Consider the following 21361-nt stretch of genomic DNA (forward strand, 5'->3'; position numbering starts at 1 on the left):
AGTAAAGTGGCGTCAGTTAAGCTGCGCCAGCGGCTCCAGCGCCTCGCCAATGTCGGCGTTGACCACCAGGCTCGCCGCCTCATCCAGCGGCGTCGGATCGCGGTTGAGGATGATGAGGCGCGCGCCGCTCTGCCTGGCGATCAGCGGCAGCGTCGCCGCCGGGTGCACCACCAGCGACGAGCCGGCCACCAGAAAGACGTCGCAATCCATGGCGACGGCGTGGGCCCGCAGCATCTCGCGCTCCGGCATTGCCTGGCCAAATGAAATGGTGGCTGATTTGACGATGCCGCCGCAACTCACGCACACGGGCGGTTCGCCCGAAGCCTCGAAGCGGGCGCGGACGTCGGCCAGTTCATGGCGCAGGCCGCAGTCGAGGCAATGGGCATAGGTGCCGTTGCCGTGCAGTTCGATGATGCGCGATGGCCCGACGCCAGAGGCCTGGTGCAGGCCATCGATATTCTGGGTGATGATGGCGCTCATCCGTCCAATGCCGACAAGATGCGCCATGGCCCGGTGGCCGCGGCCCGGCGTTGCGTGGCCGTAAATATCGTCCATGGCGAATTTGCGCCGCCATGCTTCCTGGCGCGCAGCTGGGCTGGAGACGAATTCGCCAAATTCGATGGGCGCGAATTTCAGCCACGGACTGCCAGGCGAGCGAAAATCGGGCACGCCGCATTCGGTGGAAATACCGGCGCCTGTGAATCCGACAATCCGGCGGGCATCGCGCAGCATCTCGTGCATTTCAGCCACGCTGTCCGCGACGTCCTGACTTAACTCATGGGTTTTCATAATGAATTTCCCCATCACGCCGCTGCTGCGGCCAGATGAATTCCTGTTTCAGGAGCTTCTAGGCGTCTGGAATGGCCAAAATGCAGCGCATTCGTCCACAGCCTTGGTCGCAACGTGCGCCATGCCCTCTTGCGCCCCCCCGCAATGGCCTCTATAGGTCCGCTCACCGACGGAACGCGCCCATCGTCTATCGGTTAGGACGCCAGCCTTTCACGCTGGAGAGAGGGGTTCGACTCCCCTTGGGCGCGCCATCGGATCCACATTCCCCTACAGAACCGGTTGATGCAATCTTCGCTCGCGGCGTTTGGCCTGCGGGCTATTTGCATGTGCGCCCTGCCTGTCGACCGGTTGCAGCTCTTTCCAGAATGGCCGAAAACAACGTCACATATGTGGCGGGTTCCCTCTCGGGGGCGCAACTCGCCCGGTCAGAAAAATAACGGGGTCGGGATGGAAGCGGTTTTCAGGGTTGAGGGCAACCGGGTGCTGGCGCGGCCGTATGCGGCGGGCCCATGGGACAACACCATGCAGCACGGCAGCGCGCCCACGACCTTCGCTGTCTGGGCGGCGGGCCAGGTGGAGACGCCGGAGCCCATGCATGTGGCCCGCGTCACCATGGACCTGATGCGGCCGGTTCCGCTGGGCGAACTGGAATACGAGACCAGCATTCTGCGCTCCGGCCGCAAGATCCAGCTTGTCGGCGTTTCCCTGCGCGCCGGCGGCCATGAGGTGGCCCGCGCCAGCGTGCTGAAGATCCGCGCCGCCGCGACGACCCTGCCCGACTATATCGACAACAGCTCCCTGGCGCTGGATGCGCCCATGCCGGAAGCCTGCAGCGATCCCCGCGAGGGGTTCGGGGCCAACAATCCGTTCGTGCAATGCATGACCCTGAAGCTGGCGCGCGGCGGCTTTGAGGAGTTGGGGCCGGCTTCCGTGTGGTTTCGCGCCGACCGCCCGATGATCGAAGGCCACGAAACGACGCCGGTGATGCTGGCCGCCATTGGCGGCGACTTCTGCAATGGCGTCGCCTCATCGCTCGATTTCAGCAAATGGACGTTCATCAACAGTGATCTGACGCTGAATTTCTCCCGTCCGCCGGTGGGCGACTGGGTGCTGGTGGATGGTCATTCGGTATTCGGGCCGGAGGGCGCCGGCCTGTCGATCGGCCGCCTCGCCGACCGCAACGGCTATTTCGGCCGCTCGATCCAGAGCCTGGTGATCGAGCCGCGCTGAGGCTGGCGCCGCGGCCCGCTGCGCGGGCGGCGCAATGGGAGGCCCGGGAAGGCTCCGGCCCCGCGCTGGCGGCATGGCCGGGCGACGTTTGTCCCGCTTGCCCGCGCGCCTGCCCCCCGCCAAACATGGCGCCGCCAATGAATGATCCGGGAGGGGACGGCGCAATGGTCCACGCTGGCGACAGGGCTGCACGATGAGCATTCGCGCATCCGGGGGACGCTCTTTCAATCTGATGCTCTGCGCCATGGCGTCGGCTTTCTTGCTGAGCCAGGCCTATCGCACTTTCCCCGGCGTGACCGCCGGCCAGATAGCCGCCGAGTTCAGCCTGAGCCAGAAGCAGGTCGGCGAGTTCGCGGCGCTGTTCCACCTGGCCTTCGCGTTGATGCAGGTGGCCGTGGGCGTATCGCTCGACCGCTATGGCTCGCGCCGCACCCTCACCTGTTTCTTCTCCCTCACCATCGTTGGCTCGCTGGTGGCGGCTTCCGCCACCTCCTTCACCATGCTGATGGTTGGGCAGGCGCTAATCGGCTTTGGCTGCGCCCCTGGCCTGCTGGCCTCGCTGGTGTTCATCGGCCGCCACCTGCCGCCGGAGAAGCTCTCGGCCATGTCCGGGCTCATCATGTCGATCGGCAGCATTGGCACGCTGATGACGGCGACGCCGCTGGCCTGGCTGGTGGAGCATTATTCCTGGCGCGCCGGCTTCATCAGCCTCGGGGCGCTCTCGGCGCTCTCGGTCGCCAGTTGCCTGCTGCTGGTGGAAAAGGACCCGGACAATCCGGCTGCGCGCGGCGAAAGCATCATCGGTTCGTTCAAAAATCTGGCGGCGGTGGTGTTCCAGAAGCAGGCGGCGGCGATTCTGCTGCTGGCTGGCGTGATCTATGCGGTGCAGATGTCGGTGCGCGCCCTGTGGCTGGCGCCGCTGTTCATGGAGCGTTTTGGCTACAGCCTTGTCGCCGCCGGCAACGTCGTGCTGATGATGTCCGTCGCCATGATCTTCGGACCGGCGATCTTCGGCCGCCTCGATCCAGGGCCGCGCCATCGCCGGTTGATGATCCGGTCGCTGGGCCTGCTGCTCGCCGCGCTGATCGCGGCTTTGGGGCTGACCCCGGCCAGCGCGCCGATGCTGGCGCTGGTCCTGTGCCTGCTGCTGGCGCTGGAGGGCGGCTTTGGCGTGCTGCAATATTCCGACTGCCGGGATTCCTATCCGCCGGAGGAACAGGGCCGCGCCCTCTCCGCCCTGACCATGGCCATGTTCCTCGGCGTGGCGGTGGTGCAATGGCTATCCTCGATTGTTGCCGGCTGGTCCGCCCTGGTCGGGCTGGATTCGCTCACCGCCGCCTATCTGTTTCTCGCGGCCCTGTGCGTCACCGGCGTTGTCGCCTTCACCGTGTTGCCGCAGCCACCGCGCCTGCGCGAGCTGGCGTCGGGAAAGTGAACCTGTCGCCGCGCCGGTTGCGCCCGTTGCCCGGCGCAGGCACTGTTGCGAAACGTCCGGGAATCGTGAACAGCTTCGCCCTGGGTTCTTTGTGTGGTTTGTTTTGGTACGGTCCCGTTTAATGGCGTCGCAGGCGGACGCTGCGGCGCCTGGTGGAGGCGCGGCCCGGAACACGGACAAGGTTATCGCGGACAAGGTCTACTGGCAGCATTTCTGGAGCGCGCATATGGCAGGGGTTATGATGAAGTTTCTGGCGGCTGCTGGCGCTGCCGCGGCGCTGTCCGCCTGCTCGCATCCCGGCCCCGGCATCCAGATATGGGACCACCCGCTCGATGTCCGCCATTGCCGCAAGGTGGCGGAAGTCAGCCCGCCCACCAGCACCGCCGGCGGCTTTGGCCCCGCGGTGCAGGGCATGGCGGCTGGCGTGCGCGCGGCGGGCGGCACCGACCTCTATCTGCGCCGCGACCGGCACGACTGGTCGGTGACCACGGGCTACGCCTATGATTGCAGCAAGCGCCCGGCTTCGCATCGCCATCATTCCCACAAGATCGTCAAGGATTGATGGGGCGCGGGACAACAGCCCTCAGGCCGCTCCGCGAGATCCCTGCTGCAGGTTGCAGATGCATTACGCGCGGTCGCGCCCGCCGCGCGTGAACATGCCGGAGCTGGAGCCGTTCACGCCCAGATCGTCAACGCGATCCGGTCATGGCCGGCGAACTGGCCTTCATCCAGTGTTTTGAAGCGCGATCCCTGTCGGCGGAGCGACGCCACGGACAGGAGACGCGCTTCAGGCGGGCCCGCGGACAGATGAGCAACAGCATTCAGCCGGAACATTCTGACAGCCCCCGGACATCCATGGCCAGCGCCGCGCCAGCGAAAACGCCCTGGTGGAAATTTTCCGCATGGTTCGCCGGGTCGGCCGTGGCGACGGCCACGGCGCTGCTTGGCTTCACCGTCGCCATGGATCCCTATGGCGTCTTTGCCTCGCCCGCCCGTGCGCCGGCGCCGATCATGGACGTCAACCAGCGTTACATGTACCCGCAGGTGACCCGTAGCGGCCAGTTCGACGCCGCCGTCTTCGGCACGTCCACGGTCCGCCTGCTGGACCCTGCCCGCCTCTCCGCCGGCCTCGGCGGCAAGTTCGCCAATCTGGCCATGAACGCCGCCACGCCGTGGGAGCAGACGCAACTTGCCGCCCTGTTCCTGCGCCAGACGCCGCGGGCCCGCACGCTGGTTTTCGGCCTCGACGCCAACTGGTGCGACGCCGACGCGGACAGCGACAAAAAGCGCCTCACCTTCCGCAGCTTCCCGCCATGGTTGTATGACGACGACAGGACGTTTGACGCCCTGCGCATGTTTGATTTCCAGAGCCTGGAAATCGCTGTCCGGGTCGCCGCCAACCGGCTGGGCATGGCGAAGGATCGCATCCGCTTTGACGGTTATGAGGTCTTCACGCCGCCGGAAAATTTCTATGATCTGGCGCGGGCGCGCACCCATATCTGGGCTGGAAAACCGGATGTGAGCCCGCTTGAGCCGCCGGTTCAGCCAGCGGCCAGCGTCACGGCGAGCTGGCGCTTTCCCGCCGCTGCATGGCTGGAGACGCTGCTGCGCGCTGCGCCGGCGGATGCCCGCGTGGCGCTGGTGTTCCCGCCGGTCCATATCGCCGCGCAGCCCCGCCCGGGGAGCGAGGAGGCCGCGCGTCAGGCCGCCTGCAAGAAGACATTCGCGGAGCTTGGGGCCCGTTATGGCGCGACGGTGCTGGACTTCCGCTTTCCCAACGCCATCACCGCGCGCGATGACAATTACTGGGACAACCTGCACTACCGGCTGCCCATCGCCAGCAAGCTGACCGATGCGATCATTGCCGGCTTGCGCCGCGCGCCGGTGGGCGATCCGGATTTCGAGCGGGTGCTGGCGCCGGGCAAAAGCTGAGCCGCGGCGCCTTTCGCACGCTGATGGTGACGGCGCGCCGGTGAAATGGCGCGCTGGCGGTTATGCCGCCGCTTCGCCTTTCGCCCAGCCGTCTTTCGTTTCCGCGATGAAATCATCAAGGCGGCCGGCGACGATGGCGGCGCGCAGGCCGGCCATCAGTTCCTGATAATAGGCCAGATTGTTCCACGTCAGCAGCATCATGCCGAGGATTTCGCCTGACTTGACGAGGTGATGCAGGTAGGCGCGGCTCCAGGCGCTGGAGGCCTCACAGGGCGAGGCTTCGTCCAGCGGACGCGTGTCCTCCGCGTGGCGGGCGTTCTTCAGATTGACCTTGCCGTGACGGGTGTAGGCCAGGCCGTGCCGGCCGGCGCGGGTCGGCATCACGCAGTCGAACATGTCAACGCCGCGCCGCACCGATTCCACCAGATCATCCGGCGTGCCGACGCCCATCAGATAGCGCGGCCGGTCAGCCGGCAGGATCGGCGTCACCACGTCGAGCATGGCCAGCATCACCTCCTGCGGTTCGCCCACCGCAAGGCCGCCGACGGCATAGCCATGGAAGCCGATGTCAATGAGTTTGCGGGCGCTTTCAATCCGTAATTCCGGCACATCGGCGCCCTGGACGATGCCGAACAGTCCCTGGCCCGGCAGCGCGCCAAAAGCCGCCTTCGAGCGCTCCGCCCAGCGCAGGCTCAGCTGCATGGCGCGATCAGCCTCCTCGCGCGAGCACGGCATGCGGACGCATTCGTCCAGCTGCATCTGGATATCGGCGCCGAGCAGGCCCTGGATCTGGATCGAGCGCTCTGGCGTCAGCTCATATTTGGCGCCGTCGATGTGCGACTGGAAGGTGACGCCTTTCTCGGTGATCTTGCGCAGCTTCGACAGGGACATCACCTGGAAGCCGCCGGAATCGGTCAGAATCGGATGCGGCCAGTTCATGAACTGGTGCAGGCCGCCAAGGCGGGCCACCCGCTCCGCCCCGGGGCGCAGCATCAGATGGTACGTGTTGCCCAGCACCACGTCGGCGCCAAGCTGCTTCACCTGGGCCGGATACATCGCCTTCACCGTCGCGGCGGTGCCCACCGGCATGAAGGCCGGCGTGCGGATCTGGCCATGGGCGGTGGTGATGAGGCCGGTGCGCGCCCGTCCGTCAGTGGCGGAGGCGGCGAACGCGAAAGCGGCAGGCGCTGCGTTCATGGGGGCGCTGGCGTCGGGCTGGCTGGTCAAGGCGACCTCTTTCGGAGCTTCATTTCCCAGCGGAGCATGGGCGCGGCCTGTCGCGGGGAAAGACATGTCAAATCAGATTGTGGCGGCGGCTTCGCCGGCATCCGCCCGGAACAGCAGGCTGGCGTCGCCGTAGGAGTAGAAGCGATACCCGGCGGCGATGGCGTGCGCGTAAGCGGCGCGCATGGCCGAAAGACCGCTGAAGGCGCTGACCAGCATGAACAGGGTCGAGCGCGGCAGGTGGAAATTGGTCATCAGCACATCGACAGCCCGAAAGCGGAAGCCGGGCGTGATGAAAATGTCGGTGGCGCCGCTCCACGCCCGCACCAGTCCCTCCGGGTCCGCCGCCGCGGCGCTTTCCAGCAGGCGCAGCGAGGTGGTGCCAACGGCGACGATGCGGCCGCCGGCGGCGCGGGTCGCCGCGATGCGCGCCGCCGTTTTAGCGGTGATGACGCCGCGCTCGGCGTGCATGCGGTGATCGTCGGTGTCGTCGGCCTTCACCGGCAGGAAGGTGCCGGCTCCCACGTGCAGGGTGACAAACGCATGCTCAACGCCAGCCGCCATCAGATCATCGAACAGGCGCGGCGTCATGTGCAGGCCGGCGGTGGGCGCGGCTACGGCCCCGTCCTCGCGGGCGTAGACCGTCTGATAGTCGGCGCGGTCGCGGGCGTCCTCCGGCCGCTTGCTGGCGATATAGGGCGGCAGCGGCATGACGCCGACCAGTTGCAGCGCCTCGTCCAGATAGGCGCCGGAGAGCGAAAAGCGCAGCAGCACTTCGCCGCCCTCGCCCTTTTCCTCCACCCGCGCCTCAAGCTGGCCCAGGGCGCAGGCCGCGCCATGATCGGCGTCGCCCAGGGCGCCGCCGGCGCCGAAGCGGATCAGATCGCCAGCCGCCAGCCGCTTGGCCGGCCGGGCGAAGGCGCGCCAGGCGTCGGGGGTCTCGCGCATGTGCAGGGTCACCTCGACGCGCGAGGCGTTGTCGCCGCGCAGGCGCAGGCCGCTGAGCCGCGCCGGAATGACCCTGGTGTCATTCAACACCAGCAGATCGCCAGGCCGCAGCAGTTTCGGCAGGTCATGCACCCGCCAGTCGGTCAACTCTGGCGCCGCGCCGCCCTGTGCTGGAGCCACCCGCAGCAGTCGCGCCGCATCGCGCGGCTCAGCCGGCCGCACGGCGATGGCGCTTTCGGGAAGCTCGAAATCGAACAGGTCAACTTTCACGCGGAATGGCTTTCACGGGTACGGATGCGCAAACGCAACGGGACGGGCGCGTCGCCGCGTCCATCCCGCCAGAGTATCGCGGGCGCGACAACGCCCGGCATGTGGCTGCGATCAGGCGCCGACGCGGGCGCTGACGATGCGGTCCGGATTGGCGACGGGCTCGCCGCGCTTGATCTGGTCGACGATGTCCATGCCCTCGGTCACCTGACCCCAGACCGAATACTGGCGGTCGAGCCACGGCGCATCGGTGAAGCAGATGAAGAACTGCGAATTGGCCGAATTGGGGTTGGCGGTGCGGGCCATCGAGCAGGTGCCGCGCACGTGCTTTTCATTGCTGAACTCGGCCTTCAGGTCCGGCATGCTGGAGCCGCCGGTGCCGGTGCCGTGCGGGCAGCCGGTCTGGGCCATGAAGCCGTCGATGACGCGGTGGAACGCGACATTGTCATAGAACCCCTGTCCGGCCAGCGCCTTGATGCGCTCCACGTGCAGCGGGGCCAGATCCGGTCGCAGGGCGATAACCACGCGGCCCTTGGTCGTTTCGAGGGTCAGGGTGTTGTCGTTGTCGCTCATGGTCTCGTTCCTCGTGAGGCTTGCCGTTTGGGGCCGCCTTGTTGGCCTGATGCGCCTGTTAACGGCGCCTCCGGCTGATGTCGAGTGTCCGGCCTTCGCCGCGTGAGGGAAACCGCGCCGTGGCGGCGCCGCTCCCTCTGGGCCAGCTATGGGATTTACGTCAGGCGCGGGGCTTATTTGGCCGCCGGCGCCATCTGCATCTTCACGATCTTGTCCGGGTTCTCGACCAGGCCGTTGCGGGCCTTGTTGCCCTTCTTGATCTTGTCGACCACGTCCATGCCCGAAATGACCTCGCCGACGATGGTGTACTTGCCGTCCAGCGAGGGCGTCTTGTCGAACATGATGAAAAACTGGGAATTGGCGGAGTCTGGCGACGACGCCCGGGCCATGCCGACGGTTCCACGGACGAAATGCGCCTTGTCGGTAAATTCCGCCGGCAGGTTCGGCAGGTCGGAGCCGCCAGCGCCGGTGCCGGTGGGATCGCCCGTTTGGGCCATGAAGCCGTCGATCACCCGGTGAAAGACGATGCCATTATAGAAGCCGCGCTTTGTCAGCGCCTCGATCTGCTCCACATGCTTCGGCGCAAGATCAGCCCGCAGCTTGATGGTGACGCGACCATCCTTGGTATCGAGCAGCACGGTGTGGGCGTCCTTCGCCGCATCCTGGCCGGCGGCTTTGGCAGCATCCTTGCCGCCCTGGGCGAAAGCGGGCGCCGCGAACAGGCCAAGCGAAAGGGAGGCGGCCAGCGCCAGTGCGATTGTGTGCTTCACGCTTTGCTCCTCATGCGACGCGCCGGAGCAGCGGATGCTCCGCTGTGGCTCCCCGCGCCGAAAAATACGTTTGATCCCAAAAGGCAAAACCCGGAAAGACGAAACCCGGACGTCAACCGCGCGCCGCCCGTTTTTCAGCCAGGCGCTTCGCCACGCCTTCCGGCACGAACAGGCCAACATTGCCGCCCATCGCCGCAATCTGGCGAACCAGCGTGGCCGTAATCGGGCGCGCCGCCGGGGACGCGGGCAGGAACACGGTCTGCACCTCAGGCGCCATCGCGCCGTTCATGCCGGCCATCTGCATTTCATAGTCCAGATCGGAACCATCGCGCAGGCCGCGAATGATGATGTTGGCTCCCACTTCCCGGGCGGTGTCCACGGCAAGGCCGCCGAATGTCACCACGTCAAGCCGGGTGTTGAAGCTGGCGGCAATGGCGCCGCACTCTTCCTGCAGCATCAGCTCGCGCTCCGCCACGGTAAACAGCGGCGTCTTGCCCGGATGGACGCCAATGGCGACGACCAGACGGTCGACCATGGCGCAGGCGGCGCGAATGACGTCAATGTGGCCGTTGGTGACCGGATCAAACGATCCCGTGTAAAGCGCTGTGCGGGTCATGCTTCACCGTAGCTGGAAGATGGGCGAACCACCGCCGGAGCCTGAAAAGCTGAATCCGTCGGCGGATGAAATGTGGCGCCCATCTTCTACGCCGCGCGCCGCAAGGCAAGCAGATGGTCGGCGCCAACGGGTATGGATTTCGCGCCTCCCATCGGCGTGGTGGGATTTAGATTATGAAAACAAATTTTATATCAATTGATTAAACTAAAATCCTCATAAGCGAACTTAGCAGAGCCATGCGCCAAAAGAGCCTCGCAAATCAGCCTCAGGCCGGCAAACCCTGTGCTGAAAGCCTGGTGAGCATGCCGCCGCTGACCTGCGGCGCCGCTGGCAAAGGCACACCATCGACTGGTTGCAAGGCGGAAGCGTCGCGAACCGGCTTCCCGGCCGGCGCCCATAGCGGGCCATCCGCTCCCCAGCGTCATGCCCGCATTTTTTTGCGGGCATCCACGTCTTTCCGCCCTCCCAATATACGTTAGGGAAAATCCCGACTATCCCGTGGATGGCCGGAACAAGTCCGGCCACGATGTTGGGCGTGAGTAAAATTCATAAATATACAAATTAAATCAATAAATTACAGGTTATTCCGAACTAATTGCGCCAGCGTCAGCTCATCATTTGCACGTCGACCACGCCCGAGATGGCGCGCAGGGCGCTGGCGACCTGGGGCGAGGCCAGATAGCGGCCCTTCAGCTTCACTTCGACCTCGCGCCCGGTTTCCTCAAGCATCAGGATCAGCGAGACCTCGCTCTCGCCGCGCTCGCGCAAACGCTGGGCGATGCTGGCCACGGGGCGTTCGTCGCGCAGGAAGATGCGCAGGCCCTTCTGGTGTTTGGCTACGGCGGCGTCGAGGGGCTCCACGCTCTGGATGCGGGCGCGAACCTCTTCGCCTTCCAGCGAAGCCTGCAGGATCAGCACTAGCGGCCGGCCCGGCTCCAGCAATTCCCGGAAATGGCTCAGGCCCTCGCTGAAGATGATGGCCTCGAATTGCCCCGACTGGTCGGAGAAATTGATGATGCCCATCTTCGAGCCGCTCTTGGTGCGGCGCTCCTGCCGGTCAAGCACCGTGGCGGCGACGCGGCCGACGCCGCTGCCAGCTTTTACCGACCGCACAAACTGCGTCCAGCGCTGCACGCGCAGCTTCTCCAGCAGGGCGCCATATTCATCCAGTGGATGACCCGTCAGGAAGAAGCCTATGGCGTCATATTCTTTTTGCAGGCGGAAGGCCGGCAGCCACGGTTCGTAATCCGGTATGCGCAGCGGCTCGGGCGTCGATCCAGCGCCGCCGAAAAAATCATTCTGGCCGACCGCCGCCGCCTCCTGGGTGCGGTTGGCCATGGCGATCATCGCCTCGATGGCCGCCGTGGCGCGGGCCCGATCCTTCTCCAGCTCATCAAATGCGCCGGCCGCGATCAGCGCTTCGATGGTGCGCTTGTTGACCAGTCGCGGCTGCAATCGGGAGGCGAAATCGGCCAGATCGCGGAAGGGCCGGTCGCCGCGCGCCGCGACGATGGCCTCCACCGCCTGGACGCCGACGCCCTTCACCGCCGCCAGGGCGTAGCGGATGATGCTGGCGTCTTCGCGGTGGTCCACCGCGAAGGTGACGCCGGAGCGGTTGATCGATGGCGGGTCGACTTTCGCGCCCAGCCGCTCGGCCTCGCGGCGGAATTCCGACAGCTTGTCCGTGTTGTCCATATCGAGCGCCATCAGCGCCGCCAGGAACTCCACCGGGTAATTGGCCTTCAGATAGGCGGTCTGGTAGGCGACGAGCGCATAGGCCGCCGCGTGGCTCTTGTTGAAGCCATAGTCGGCGAAGCGGGCCAGCAGGTCGAAAATCTCGTCGGCCAGCGCCTTGGGGATATCCGCCTCTTCCGCGCCGTCGACGAAGCGGACGCGCTGGGAGTCCATCTCCGCCTTGATCTTCTTGCCCATGGCGCGGCGCAGCAGGTCGGCTTCGCCCAGCGAATAGCCGGACAGCTCTTGCGCCACCTGCATCACCTGTTCCTGGTAGACGATAATGCCAAAGGTCTCGCGCAGGATCGGCGCCAGTTTGGGGTGCAGATACCACTGCGCCTCCGGCTCGCCCTGGCCGTGCTTGCGTTCGCAATACACCGGGATGTTGGCCATGGGGCCCGGGCGGTAGAGGGCGACGAGGGCGATCAGGTCCTCCAGCCGGTCGGCGCGCATGTCCACCAGCGCCTTGCGCATGCCGACTGATTCCACCTGGAACACGCCGACGGTTTCGCCCCGGCCCAGAAGCTCATAGGTCTTGCGGTCGTCCAGCGGGATGGCCGACAGGTCCACTTGGACGCCGCGCTGCGCCAGCAGATTGATGGCGGTGCGGAGCACGGTGAGGGTCTTGAGGCCGAGGAAGTCGAACTTCACCAGGCCAGCCTGCTCCACCCATTTCATATTGAACTGGGTGACCCGCATGCCGGATTTCGGATCCTTGTAGAGCGGAACCAGCTGCTCCAGCGGGCGGTCGCCAATGACGATGCCGGCGGCATGGGTCGAGGCGTGACGGTGCAGGCCTTCCAGCTTCTGCGCCACGGTCAGCATCTGGCCGACGACCGGATCTTCCTGTGCGGCTTCCGACAGGCGCGGCTCGTCGGCGATGGCCTGGGCCAGGGTCACCGGGTTGGCCGGGTTTTGCGGCACCAGCTTGGTCAGGCGGTCAACCTGACCATAGGGCATTTCGAACACCCGGCCGACGTCGCGCATCACGCCGCGCGCCTGCAGGGTGCCGAAGGTGATGATCTGGGCGACGCGTTCCTCACCATAACGGCGCTGCACGTAGGAAATCACCTCGTCGCGCCGGTCCTGGCAGAAGTCGATGTCGAAGTCCGGCATCGAGACGCGCTCGGGATTGAGGAAGCGCTCGAACAGCAGCTGGAAGCGCAGCGGATCAAGGTCGGTGATGGTCAGGGCATAGGCGACCAGCGAACCGGCGCCCGAGCCGCGCCCGGGCCCCACGGGGATATCCTGCGCCTTGGCCCACTGGATGAAGTCCGACACGATGAGGAAGTAGCCGGGAAACTTCATCCGCTCGATGATCGAGAGCTCATACTCCAGCCGCTTGTCATAATCGGCCAACGTCAGGCCCTCCGCCGGGCCATGGCCGTCGAGCCGGGCCTTGAGGCCGTTGACAGCGCGCTGGCGCAGGTCCTCCGCCTCGTCCATCTCCATGCTGAAGCGCGGCAGCATCGGGCTGGCGGTGCGGGCGCGCACCGAGCAGCGCATGGCGATCTCGACGGTGGATGTCAGCGCCTCGGGGATGTCGGCAAACAGCGCCTGCATCTCGGCGCGGGTGGCGAAATGGTGCCGCTCGGTCAGCCGGCGCCGGCGATCGTCCGACACCAGCCGGCCCTCGGCGATGGCCAGCAGGGCGTCGTGGGCTTCGTAGTCGCTGCCGGAGGAGAAATATGGTTCGTTGGCGGCGGCCAGCGGCAGGCCGCGCGCATGGGCGAGCCGGATCAGCTCCCGCTCCACCGACCGCTCCGCATCGACGCCGTGGCGCTGCAACTCCAGATAGAGCCGGCGGTCGAAGATGCCTGCGAGTTGCCCGAGCCGGCGCGCGGCGATGTCAGCCTGGCCATTGGCCAGCGCCATGTCGACAGGACCATTGGGGCCGCCGGTGAGCGCGATAAGCCCGGCGGCGTGGTCGGTGAGGAACGGCAGCCTGACGTGGACCGGTTCGCCCGGCTGGGCGTCCAGCCAGGCGCGGCTGGTGAGCTGCAGCAGGTTGCGATAGCCCTCCTCCGTCGCCGCCAGCAACACGATCGACGGCAGCCGGCGCTCCAGCGACGGCCGCGCATTGGGATCGTCCTCTTCCAGCGCCACGGAGAGTTGCAGGCCGGCGATGGGCTGGATGCCGGAGCCGGAAAACTTTTCGGAGAACTCCAGGGCGCCGAACAGGTTGTTGGTGTCGGTGAGCGCCATGGCCGGCTGGCGATCTTCCTTCGCCAGCTTCTCCAGCGTTGGAATGCGCATCGCTCCTTCCAGCAGGGAGTAGGACGAATGCACGTGCAGGTGCACGAATCCGACCTCGCGAAGGATCGATGACATGGGTCTGTCTCCTGCCGGACAACACGGCCCTGGCGATCAGTATGATCGCGCGTCGCCGTCCGCAAGGAATAGCCGTCCGGGCGATTCCGGCCAAGCCCTGGCGCCGGCGCCGGTGCGCCTGCAGGGCAAATATCGGCGCGCGCTGACTGGCTTATTCCGGCAGGATTCCCGCCCGGCATTCTGGCGCCGCGTTTCCGGATGCGGCTCCCGCCGCCAGCTGGATCGCGGGCGTTTTTCGCCGGAGATCGGCGAGCCATCCCTCGCCATGGCGTCCGCGCGTTCGATCACGCCGGGCTGAGGGATGCGCGGTGCTGGCGTCAGGCAAACGGCTCAGACGCCAGCGGCAATACCGGCCCAGATGCCGATCATGCTGACGAAGACGCAAAGAGCGACGAGTTCGGCGGCGCTGCGGAGAATGAGTGTGAACATGGGAACCTCCTTCTGTGCATAACCAGAGAGTGTTCCATGTTTGTTCTGTAGACAAGTCTGCTGCGTGTTTTTGCTTTGTTCTCATGGCTGCGTAGTAAACAGGGATGGTAAACATGCGCGTATTTCGTTGAACAAACAGAGAAATTTTCAAGGAAAGCCGCCTCTTCCCGGGAAATCGGGATCGGCATCCCGCGGTCCCGTGGCGGGTGTGGGGGAAACCGGCCGCTCGAAACCGGCCGCTCCCCGCATCCATGGCTGCGCCTGTCTTCGATCCAGGGCCGGATTACAGGCCGAAGCGCACGCGCCCTTCGGCGTCGATTGGCCAGGCCGGGTTCCAGGAAATTTCCCACGCATGGCCATCGGGGTCGGCCACATAGCCCCGATAACCGCCGTGGGGCGGCGCGTCTGGGGCGCGCAACATGACGCCGCCGGCGGCGATCAGGCGCTGCATCAAGGGCGCGACGTCTTCCATGTTCAGGACATTGTGGGCAAGCGACATAGCGGCGGCGGCGCCATCATTGGCGCGCCCCATATCCGCATCGAGCGCCGCCCGCTGGAACAGGCCCAGCATCAGGCCGTTCATCTGGAAAAAGATGATCTCATGGTTCTGGAAAACGGGCGTCCAGCCGAAACCGCGCGCGTAGAACCGCAGCGCCCGTTCAGGATCGGCGACGCCAAGGGTGATGACAGATATCTGTTGCATGTCCAGAAGCTCCTGTTCGCGTTCCCGGCGAGGGACGCGTTGAAGCCAGGGGACACGCCGCCGCGCCCTGTTTCTCCAGATGGCAGACGGAGCAGCGATATCAGGACCCACAGCGCCGGTTCTCGGGCGTTGCGAACGCCCCGAACCGGCAGCATGGGGGAGCCGGGCCAACCGTCCCGGCCTCTCCTTTTCAGGCGCGGCCAGCATGAGCCGGAACCGCTACATTCGCAAGTGATGCGGGATGCCGTTCCGGCGCCAGATCAGGGCTGGATGGCGGGCTCGGGCCCGTAGATGGTCCGGGCGCGCTGCTCGAAGGCTTCCGTGAACTTCTGGAACGCCCGCTCGAACATCTTGCCCATGAGGCCGGCCAGCAGGCGGCTGCGGAATTCATAGGTGATGAAGAACTGCACCTCGCAACCCGCGCCGCTGGGAACAAATGTCCAGCGGTTGGTCAGATGGCTGAAGGGGCCATCGACATATTCGACGACGATGCGGTTGCGCGCCGGATCGAGCGCGACGCGGGTGGCGAAGTCCTCGGCGATGTTCTTGTAGCCGACGCTCATGCGGGCGATCAGCACCTCATGGGCTTCATCGTCGGTTTCCCGCCGCAGCACGCGCAGGCCAGTGCACAGGGGCAGGAACTCGGGATAGCGCTCCACGTCGGCGACAAGGGCGAACATCTGTTCCGGCGTGTAGCCTACGGTGCGCGTGGTGGTGAAAGATGGCATCCGGCTGGGGTCCAGGATCGTGAGGAGTTACGTGGCGCAGACATAAGCCATCGGGCCGGAAAGTGGAAACCCGCCCGATGTCGCCGGCGTGAAACGTAAAATGGCGTCGGCAGGCCCCCCCTGATCTGCTCCTGCGCCTCCATGAGACATGTGGCTCCGGGGGGCGCTTACAGGGAGCATGCGCCTCTCAGCGCGTCGCCTGCCCGGCCCGCGCCGCCTTCAGCCGTTCGAAATCCTCGCCGGCGTGATGCGACGAGCGGGTTAGCGGCGTGGATGCGACCATGAGGAACCCCTTGGCGCGGGCGGTGGTCTCATAGGCGCGGAATTCGTCCGGCGTGACGAAACGGATCACCGGATGATGCTTGCGCGTCGGCTGCAGATATTGGCCGATGGTAATGAAATCGACCTCGGCGCTGCGCAGGTCGTCCATGAGTTGCAGGACCTCGTTCCGCTCCTCGCCAAGGCCGACCATGATGCCGGATTTGGTGAAGATCGCCGGGTCGAGTTCCTTCACCTGCTGCAACAGGCGCAGGGAGTGGAAGTAACGCGCGCCGGGCCGCACCTTCAGATATTTCGACGGCACGGTTTCCAGATTGTGGTTGAACACGTCCGGCTTCGCCGCCACCACCACTTCCAGCGCGCCTGGCTTGCGCAGGAAATCGGGGGTGAGAATTTCGATGGTCGTCGCTGGCGCGGCGGCGCGGATGGCGTTGATGACGTTGGCGAAATGCAGCGCGCCGCCGTCCTTCAGGTCGTCGCGGTCCACCGAGGTGATAACCACGTGCGACAGGCCGAGGCTGGCGACCGCGTCGGCGACGCGCGCCGGCTCATCCAGGTCAAGCGGCTGCGGCATGCCGGTTTTGACGTTGCAGAAGGCGCACGCGCGGGTGCAGGTGTCGCCCATGACCATGAAGGTGGCGTGCTTCTTCTCCCAGCATTCGCCGATATTTGGACAGCCCGCCTCCTCGCAGACGGTCACCAGGCGCTTGTCGCGGACGATGCGGTTGGTCGCCGCCCAGGCCGCCGAACCCGGCGCCTTGACGCGCAGCCACTCCGGCTTGCGCTGCTGCACCGGCTGGTCCGGGCGATGCGCTTTTTCCGGGTGGCGCGCCGCCGCTGGCGCATCGCCTTCGGCCTTCGGGCGGCGGTCCCTGTTCAGAAGATCGAGTACAACGGCCATAAACGGGCTCCGCGCCCCCGCATGGGGGCGACTTCCTGCCGATACACGCCCCCCTGCTGGAGGCGCGATGGATCTGGCTGACGCTTCGACCGGTTTAGCATCCCGGACGAAAATCGCCAAAGATTACGGACGTTTCCCCTGCCGCGCGACGTCCCTTTGCGGCGATCCGCTGGCGGCGCAAGCCGCCATCCCGGGCGCCAGCGGTTTCACGACGCGCATGGATTCACGCGTGGACGCTTTCATCTGGTCGTGGCGGCGGGGCTTTTCAACCGCGCGCCGCCAGGCCGGGTTTCTGTCAGGAGCGGGATGCGTTCATACAGAATCGCAGCTCGGCCCTATATACATGGTTTTGCGTGATTTTTGCGGACAAGCGGCCCCCGCCAGTCCGCATCATGCTCTAGGATCGCCCGCGAATGGCGCGGTAGACCCAGATGATGATCACCGCGCCAACGATGGCTGACACAAGGTTGGCCCAGAAGCCGTAGACCATCATGCCGAGCTGGCGCGCAAGGAAATTGCCGACCACGCCGCCGATGATGCCCATCAGGATGTTCGAGAAGAACCCCATGTTGGCGTTGGTGACTTTCTCGGCGATCCAGCCGGCGAGCCCGCCGACGACGATCGCCATGATGAAGCCAACGCCGGGTTGCCCGAGGGCGCCATAGACCTGTGTTTCCATGCTGCTCTCCTGTCCGGCCCCCTGTTGCTCCCAGGCCTGGCCCGGGAAAATCCCAGGCGGAATCGCCTGAATGGCGGACGATTCCAAGCAGACCCCCGACGAGGCCAGCGTTCAAGCCGCAAACCGGGCCTCGCGCGAGATTTGAACAGGCCGCGCCCGCCAGGCCACAGCAGGAGCCATCGGCGCCGCCAGGCGCCTCCGTCAGATATGGATCGCCCGCCCCCAGGCGTCGAGCACGCTTTCGTGGATGGTTTCGGACAGGGTCGGATGCGGGAACACCGAGGCGATCAGGTCCTCTTCCGTCGTCTCAAGGTTCATGGCGACGACAAAGCTGTGAATCAGCTCGGTGACCTCGGCGCCGACCATATGCGCGCCCAGCAGCTTGCCGGTGGATTTCTCGAAGATGGTTTTGACCAGGCCTTCCGGCTCGCCCAGCGCGATGGCCTTGCCATTGCCGATGAACGGGAAGCGGCCGACGCGGATGTCATGGCCCGCTTCCTTTGCCTTCGCCTCGGTGAGGCCGACTGAGGCGACCTGCGGATCGCAATAGGTGCAGCCCGGAATCCGGGTTTTCTCCATGGCGTGCACCGGCAGGCCCTTGATGGCCTCGACGCACAGCACGCCCTCATGCTCGGCCTTGTGCGCCAGCATTGGCGGGCCGGCGACATCGCCGATGGCATAGACGCCAGGCACATTGGTGCGGCCAAGCCCGTCTGTGACAACGCAGCCGCGATCGGTCTTCACGCCCAGTTTTTCAAGGCCAAGGTTCTCGATATTGCCGACGACCCCCACGGCGGTGAGCACGCGCGCCGCCTCGATTTTCTGTCGCGCCTTGCCATCATCAATGGTGGCGATGACGCTGTCCTTTTTGCGCTCAAGACCGGTGACTTTCGCCCCGGTGAGGAACTTCACGCCGCGCTTTTCCAGTCGCTTGCGCGCCAGCGCGGCGATCTCGGCGTCTTCCACCGGCAGGATCTGCGGCAGCACCTCGACGACGGTCACCTCAGTTCCGAAAGCGCGGTAGAACGAGGCGAATTCGATGCCGATGGCGCCGGAGCCAATCACCAGCAGCGATTTCGGCAACTCCTGTGGAACCATGGCCTCGAAATAGGTCCAGACCAGTTTGCCATCGGGTTCCTGGCCGGGCAGCACCCGCGGCCGCGCGCCGGTGGCGATGATGACGTGCTTCGCCTCATAGTCGCCTGCGCCGAGGACGCCTTTCGGCTCCGGCGGCTGCGGCTGCATGGCCTGTTTTTGCGTGGGCCTGACGGCAATCGCCGCCGGCCTGCCACTGGCGGCGCCGCGCGTCACCGTCGCCTCGCCCCAGATGACGTCGACCTTGTTTTTCTTCAGCAGGAAGCCGACGCCGGCGTTGAGCTGGCGCGAGACGCCGCGCGAGCGCGCGACGATCTTGCCCATGTCGAAACCAGGCTTGCCGACGCTCAAACCATAGTCGCCGGCCCGCTCCATGTAGTGGTGAATTTCAGCCGAGCGCAGCAATGCCTTGGTGGGAATGCAGCCCCAGTTCAGGCAGATGCCGCCCAGATGCTCGCGCTCGACAATGGCGGTGCGAAAGCCCAACTGCGCCGCCCGGATCGCCGTGACGTAGCCGCCCGGGCCAGAGCCGATGACGATGATGTCGTAAATGTCTGCCATGGTTTCGCTTTCACGCCACATGCATGCGCCCGCAGGCGGAAAGGCCGGGTAATGCCCCCGGCCCCGGCATCACGCCAGAATGGCCGCCGGCTTTTCGATCAGCGTCCGGAACGCCTGCAACAGTTGCGCGCCCAGCACGCCGTCGACGGCGCGATGATCCACCGACAGCGTCACCGTCATCATGGTGGCCACGGCGGGCTGGCCGTCACGGACAATCACCCGCTGCTGACCCTCGCCCACCGCCAGAATGGTGGCGTGCGGCGGGTTGATGACGGCGGCGAACTCGCGCACGCCATACATGCCAAGGTTCGACACGGCCGCCGCGCCGCCGGTGTATTCCTCCGGCTTCAGACGACGGTTCTGGGCCCGCGCCGCCAGATCGCGCACCTCCTGGGCAATCACGGAAATGCTCTTGGCGTCGGCGTTGCGGATGACCGGCGTCAGCAGCCCGCCCGGGATCGACACCGCCACGCCCACATCCACTGCCTTGTGACGCAGGATGGCGTCGCCGGCGAAGGAGACGTTGGCGTCGGGCGTGCGGCGCAGGGCGGCGGCGAAGGCCTTCACCACCAGATCGTTGACCGACACCTTCCAGGCCGGCTTGCCGTCTTCGCCGTTCGGAGCCGCGCCATTGATATCCGTGCGCAGGGCCAGCAGCGCGTCGATCTCGCAATCCACCGTCAGGTAGAAATGCGGCACCGTCTGCTTCGATTCCACCAGCCGGCGCGCGATGGTCTTGCGCATGCCGTCGAGGGGGATTTCCTCAAAACTGCCGGGGGCGAACATGGCCCGCACCGCCGCGCTGTCGGGGCCGCTGGCCAGGGCGGGAGCTGGAGCCAGCGCCGTGGCGGCGGCCAGGCGCGCCCCGCCCGAGGTCTTCGCCTCCAGCACGTCGCGTTCAATGATCCGGCCGCGCGGGCCAGAGCCCTTCAGGGCGGCAAGGTCGACGCCGGCTTCCTTCGCGATGCGGCGGGCCAGGGGCGAGGCGAACACGCGCCTGCCTCCGGTGGCGCCGGATTGCGCAGTTGGCTGTGAGGCCTGTTTCGCCATGATGGGCGTTCTGGCGGGAGTTGTGGCGGGTTTGCCCTGCGCCTCAGGCGCCGGGGCGGCCGCGGCCGGCTTCTCCTGTGCCGCCGCTTTGGGCTTTGCAGCGCCGGCGGCGGCCACGTCCTCGCCCTCTTCCGCGATAATGGCGATGATTTCGTTCACCGGCACGTCTTCCGTACCTTCAGCGACGAGGATTTTCGCCAGCACGCCTTCATCAACCGCCTCCACCTCCATGGTGGCCTTGTCGGTCTCGATCTCGGCGATGACGTCGCCGGATTTCACGGCGTCGCCTTCCTTCTTAAGCCAGCGGCCCAGCTTGCCTTTTTCCATCGTCGGCGAGAGCGCGGGCATCAGCACATTGATCGGCATGGCTTCCTCGAAACACGCATTCCGGCGGTCGCCAGAATAATTGCTGCCTGGAGCCGGCTGGGTCGACGCGGAATCAACGGGCCATTCCACGCAACGCCAACACGGTCTCCTGTCCAAGAGTCGCGCATGTTTCACCGTTCAAGCGGAACCCGCTCGGGCTCCGGATCAAGGGATAGACATGCCCCAGTCGCCTGGCGGCGAAGCTGGGTAAATTCCAGCCCCCAAGGAGCTGCCGGTGCGCCAGTGAGCGATACACGCCGCTGGCGCCCCTGTTCCGTTCGTGTCCCAGGTCAGCGGGAATAGGCGAAAACGCTGCAACGGATGCGACGCGGCCCAATTGCATCGCACTTCATGACCCGTGCGCCGGTGACCCGCCGCTCTGGCAGCGCGACAACGTAGTCAACGAGCTGAACGCCCCCCTGACACCTGACATTCCAGCTGCTGCTTCCGTTCGGCGAATATCCATCAAGTCGCGAGGCTGCGACCTGACACTCCGAGCGCCAGGTTTTCTGGATGAGCTGGCCCAGAATTTTGAACCGGGCGGTTTCGCCCAGCTCTTTGAACTCGATCGTTGACACGGGCGACGGCGCCACCGTGACCGCCTGGGCGGCTTCAAGAATACGCTCACGCGGCATTTTGCGAATTTCGGAGCCCGGGTGAGACGCGCAACCGGCAGCCAGCAATCCGATGGCGGCGGTTGAAACAAGAGAGCGCTTCATAT

At 65.8% G+C, this 21361-nt stretch carries 18 protein-coding genes and 1 tRNA gene; 5 read left to right on the forward strand and 14 right to left on the reverse strand.

Translation table 11 applies throughout. The features are described from left to right. Positions 1 to 12 precede the first annotated feature (12 nt). Positions 13 to 789 (reverse strand): SIR2 family NAD-dependent protein deacylase, encoded by a 777-nt coding sequence (locus ACERNI_RS01520; RefSeq protein ID WP_448831500.1) that lies wholly within the window; start codon positions 787 to 789, stop codon positions 13 to 15. 176 nt (positions 790 to 965) lie between these two features. Here ACERNI_RS01520 and ACERNI_RS01525 point away from each other — a divergent pair. From ACERNI_RS01525 to ACERNI_RS01545, 5 genes are all read left to right on the forward strand, one after another. Beyond that, a tRNA-Glu gene (locus tag ACERNI_RS01525) sits at positions 966 to 1040 on the forward strand. 196 nt (positions 1041 to 1236) lie between these two features. Further along, positions 1237 to 2019 carry a thioesterase family protein gene (locus tag ACERNI_RS01530; RefSeq protein WP_448831501.1) on the forward strand — a complete coding sequence of 261 codons (783 nt, stop codon included), beginning with the start codon at positions 1237 to 1239 and terminating at the stop codon, positions 2017 to 2019. A 244-nt stretch (positions 2020 to 2263) separates the two neighbouring features. Beyond that, the gene (locus tag ACERNI_RS01535; protein WP_448831502.1) at positions 2264 to 3454 is read left to right on the forward strand and encodes an MFS transporter; all 1191 of its coding nucleotides are present in this window, start codon (positions 2264 to 2266) and stop codon (positions 3452 to 3454) included. Positions 3455 to 3680: 226 nt separating this feature from the next. Further along, on the forward strand, positions 3681 to 4016 hold the full coding sequence (locus ACERNI_RS01540; RefSeq protein ID WP_448831503.1) for a hypothetical protein: 336 nt from the start codon (positions 3681 to 3683) through the stop codon (positions 4014 to 4016). 293 nt (positions 4017 to 4309) lie between these two features. Then, positions 4310 to 5386: a hypothetical protein gene (locus ACERNI_RS01545; protein ID WP_448831504.1), complete on the forward strand. Its 1077-nt coding sequence runs from the start codon at positions 4310 to 4312 to the stop codon at positions 5384 to 5386. Positions 5387 to 5446: 60 nt separating this feature from the next. Here the strand turns inward: ACERNI_RS01545 and tgt are convergent, their stop codons facing one another. The 13 genes from tgt to ACERNI_RS01610 all read right to left on the reverse strand — a co-directional run bounded on the left by tgt (position 5447) and on the right by ACERNI_RS01610 (position 21359). Beyond that, entirely contained in the window at positions 5447 to 6583 is a 1137-nt protein-coding gene (tgt, locus tag ACERNI_RS01550) for a tRNA guanosine(34) transglycosylase Tgt (RefSeq protein ID WP_448831795.1), read from the reverse strand. Between the two features lie 102 nt (positions 6584 to 6685). Beyond that, positions 6686 to 7828 (reverse strand): tRNA preQ1(34) S-adenosylmethionine ribosyltransferase-isomerase QueA, encoded by a 1143-nt coding sequence (gene queA / locus ACERNI_RS01555; protein ID WP_448831505.1) that lies wholly within the window; start codon positions 7826 to 7828, stop codon positions 6686 to 6688. Positions 7829 to 7939: 111 nt separating this feature from the next. After that, positions 7940 to 8398: a peptidylprolyl isomerase gene (locus tag ACERNI_RS01560; RefSeq protein ID WP_448831506.1), complete on the reverse strand. Its 459-nt coding sequence runs from the start codon at positions 8396 to 8398 to the stop codon at positions 7940 to 7942. A 173-nt stretch (positions 8399 to 8571) separates the two neighbouring features. Further along, a complete protein-coding gene (locus ACERNI_RS01565) occupies positions 8572 to 9168 on the reverse strand; it encodes a peptidylprolyl isomerase (protein ID WP_448831507.1) in 597 nt (198 codons plus the stop codon). A 112-nt stretch (positions 9169 to 9280) separates the two neighbouring features. Then, positions 9281 to 9784, reverse strand: a complete 504-nt coding sequence (gene coaD, locus ACERNI_RS01570; RefSeq protein ID WP_448831508.1) for a pantetheine-phosphate adenylyltransferase — start codon at positions 9782 to 9784, stop codon at positions 9281 to 9283. Positions 9785 to 10390: 606 nt separating this feature from the next. Continuing rightward, the gene (gene dnaE / locus ACERNI_RS01575; RefSeq protein ID WP_448831509.1) at positions 10391 to 13849 is read right to left on the reverse strand and encodes a DNA polymerase III subunit alpha; all 3459 of its coding nucleotides are present in this window, start codon (positions 13847 to 13849) and stop codon (positions 10391 to 10393) included. 712 nt (positions 13850 to 14561) lie between these two features. Further along, entirely contained in the window at positions 14562 to 14981 is a 420-nt protein-coding gene (locus ACERNI_RS01580; RefSeq protein ID WP_448831510.1) for a VOC family protein, read from the reverse strand. Positions 14982 to 15241: 260 nt separating this feature from the next. Then, positions 15242 to 15709 carry a type II toxin-antitoxin system RatA family toxin gene (locus ACERNI_RS01585; RefSeq protein ID WP_448831511.1) on the reverse strand — a complete coding sequence of 156 codons (468 nt, stop codon included), beginning with the start codon at positions 15707 to 15709 and terminating at the stop codon, positions 15242 to 15244. 187 nt (positions 15710 to 15896) lie between these two features. Then, positions 15897 to 16889: a lipoyl synthase gene (gene lipA / locus ACERNI_RS01590; protein WP_448831512.1), complete on the reverse strand. Its 993-nt coding sequence runs from the start codon at positions 16887 to 16889 to the stop codon at positions 15897 to 15899. Between the two features lie 397 nt (positions 16890 to 17286). Continuing rightward, a complete protein-coding gene (locus ACERNI_RS01595) occupies positions 17287 to 17568 on the reverse strand; it encodes a GlsB/YeaQ/YmgE family stress response membrane protein (protein ID WP_448831513.1) in 282 nt (93 codons plus the stop codon). A 201-nt stretch (positions 17569 to 17769) separates the two neighbouring features. Continuing rightward, complete coding sequence (gene lpdA, locus ACERNI_RS01600) at positions 17770 to 19224, reverse strand: dihydrolipoyl dehydrogenase (RefSeq protein WP_448831514.1); 1455 nt, start codon at positions 19222 to 19224, stop codon at positions 17770 to 17772. 69 nt (positions 19225 to 19293) lie between these two features. Beyond that, positions 19294 to 20640, reverse strand: coding sequence for a pyruvate dehydrogenase complex dihydrolipoamide acetyltransferase (locus ACERNI_RS01605; RefSeq protein ID WP_448831515.1), 1347 nt, complete (start codon positions 20638 to 20640; stop codon positions 19294 to 19296). 290 nt (positions 20641 to 20930) lie between these two features. Continuing rightward, the gene (locus tag ACERNI_RS01610) at positions 20931 to 21359 is read right to left on the reverse strand and encodes a hypothetical protein (protein WP_448831516.1); all 429 of its coding nucleotides are present in this window, start codon (positions 21357 to 21359) and stop codon (positions 20931 to 20933) included. Positions 21360 to 21361: the final 2 nt, after the last annotated feature.

Source organism: Camelimonas sp. ID_303_24, assembly GCF_053543495.1.

Coding starts and splice junctions, on each gene's coding strand:
- ACERNI_RS01520 (WP_448831500.1), bottom strand. CDS start 789: ATGAAAACCCATGAGTTAAGTCAGGACGTCGCGGACAGCGTGGCTGAA.
- ACERNI_RS01530 (WP_448831501.1), top strand. CDS start 1,237: ATGGAAGCGGTTTTCAGGGTTGAGGGCAACCGGGTGCTGGCGCGGCCG.
- ACERNI_RS01535 (WP_448831502.1), top strand. CDS start 2,264: ATGGCGTCGGCTTTCTTGCTGAGCCAGGCCTATCGCACTTTCCCCGGC.
- ACERNI_RS01540 (WP_448831503.1), top strand. CDS start 3,681: ATGGCAGGGGTTATGATGAAGTTTCTGGCGGCTGCTGGCGCTGCCGCG.
- ACERNI_RS01545 (WP_448831504.1), top strand. CDS start 4,310: ATGGCCAGCGCCGCGCCAGCGAAAACGCCCTGGTGGAAATTTTCCGCA.
- tgt (WP_448831795.1), bottom strand. CDS start 6,583: ATGAACGCAGCGCCTGCCGCTTTCGCGTTCGCCGCCTCCGCCACTGAC.
- ACERNI_RS01560 (WP_448831506.1), bottom strand. CDS start 8,398: ATGAGCGACAACGACAACACCCTGACCCTCGAAACGACCAAGGGCCGC.
- coaD (WP_448831508.1), bottom strand. CDS start 9,784: ATGACCCGCACAGCGCTTTACACGGGATCGTTTGATCCGGTCACCAAC.
- dnaE (WP_448831509.1), bottom strand. CDS start 13,849: ATGTCATCGATCCTTCGCGAGGTCGGATTCGTGCACCTGCACGTGCAT.
- ACERNI_RS01580 (WP_448831510.1), bottom strand. CDS start 14,981: ATGCAACAGATATCTGTCATCACCCTTGGCGTCGCCGATCCTGAACGG.
- ACERNI_RS01585 (WP_448831511.1), bottom strand. CDS start 15,709: ATGCCATCTTTCACCACCACGCGCACCGTAGGCTACACGCCGGAACAG.
- lipA (WP_448831512.1), bottom strand. CDS start 16,889: ATGGCCGTTGTACTCGATCTTCTGAACAGGGACCGCCGCCCGAAGGCC.
- ACERNI_RS01595 (WP_448831513.1), bottom strand. CDS start 17,568: ATGGAAACACAGGTCTATGGCGCCCTCGGGCAACCCGGCGTTGGCTTC.
- lpdA (WP_448831514.1), bottom strand. CDS start 19,224: ATGGCAGACATTTACGACATCATCGTCATCGGCTCTGGCCCGGGCGGC.
- ACERNI_RS01605 (WP_448831515.1), bottom strand. CDS start 20,640: ATGCCGATCAATGTGCTGATGCCCGCGCTCTCGCCGACGATGGAAAAA.
- ACERNI_RS01610 (WP_448831516.1), bottom strand. CDS start 21,359: ATGAAGCGCTCTCTTGTTTCAACCGCCGCCATCGGATTGCTGGCTGCC.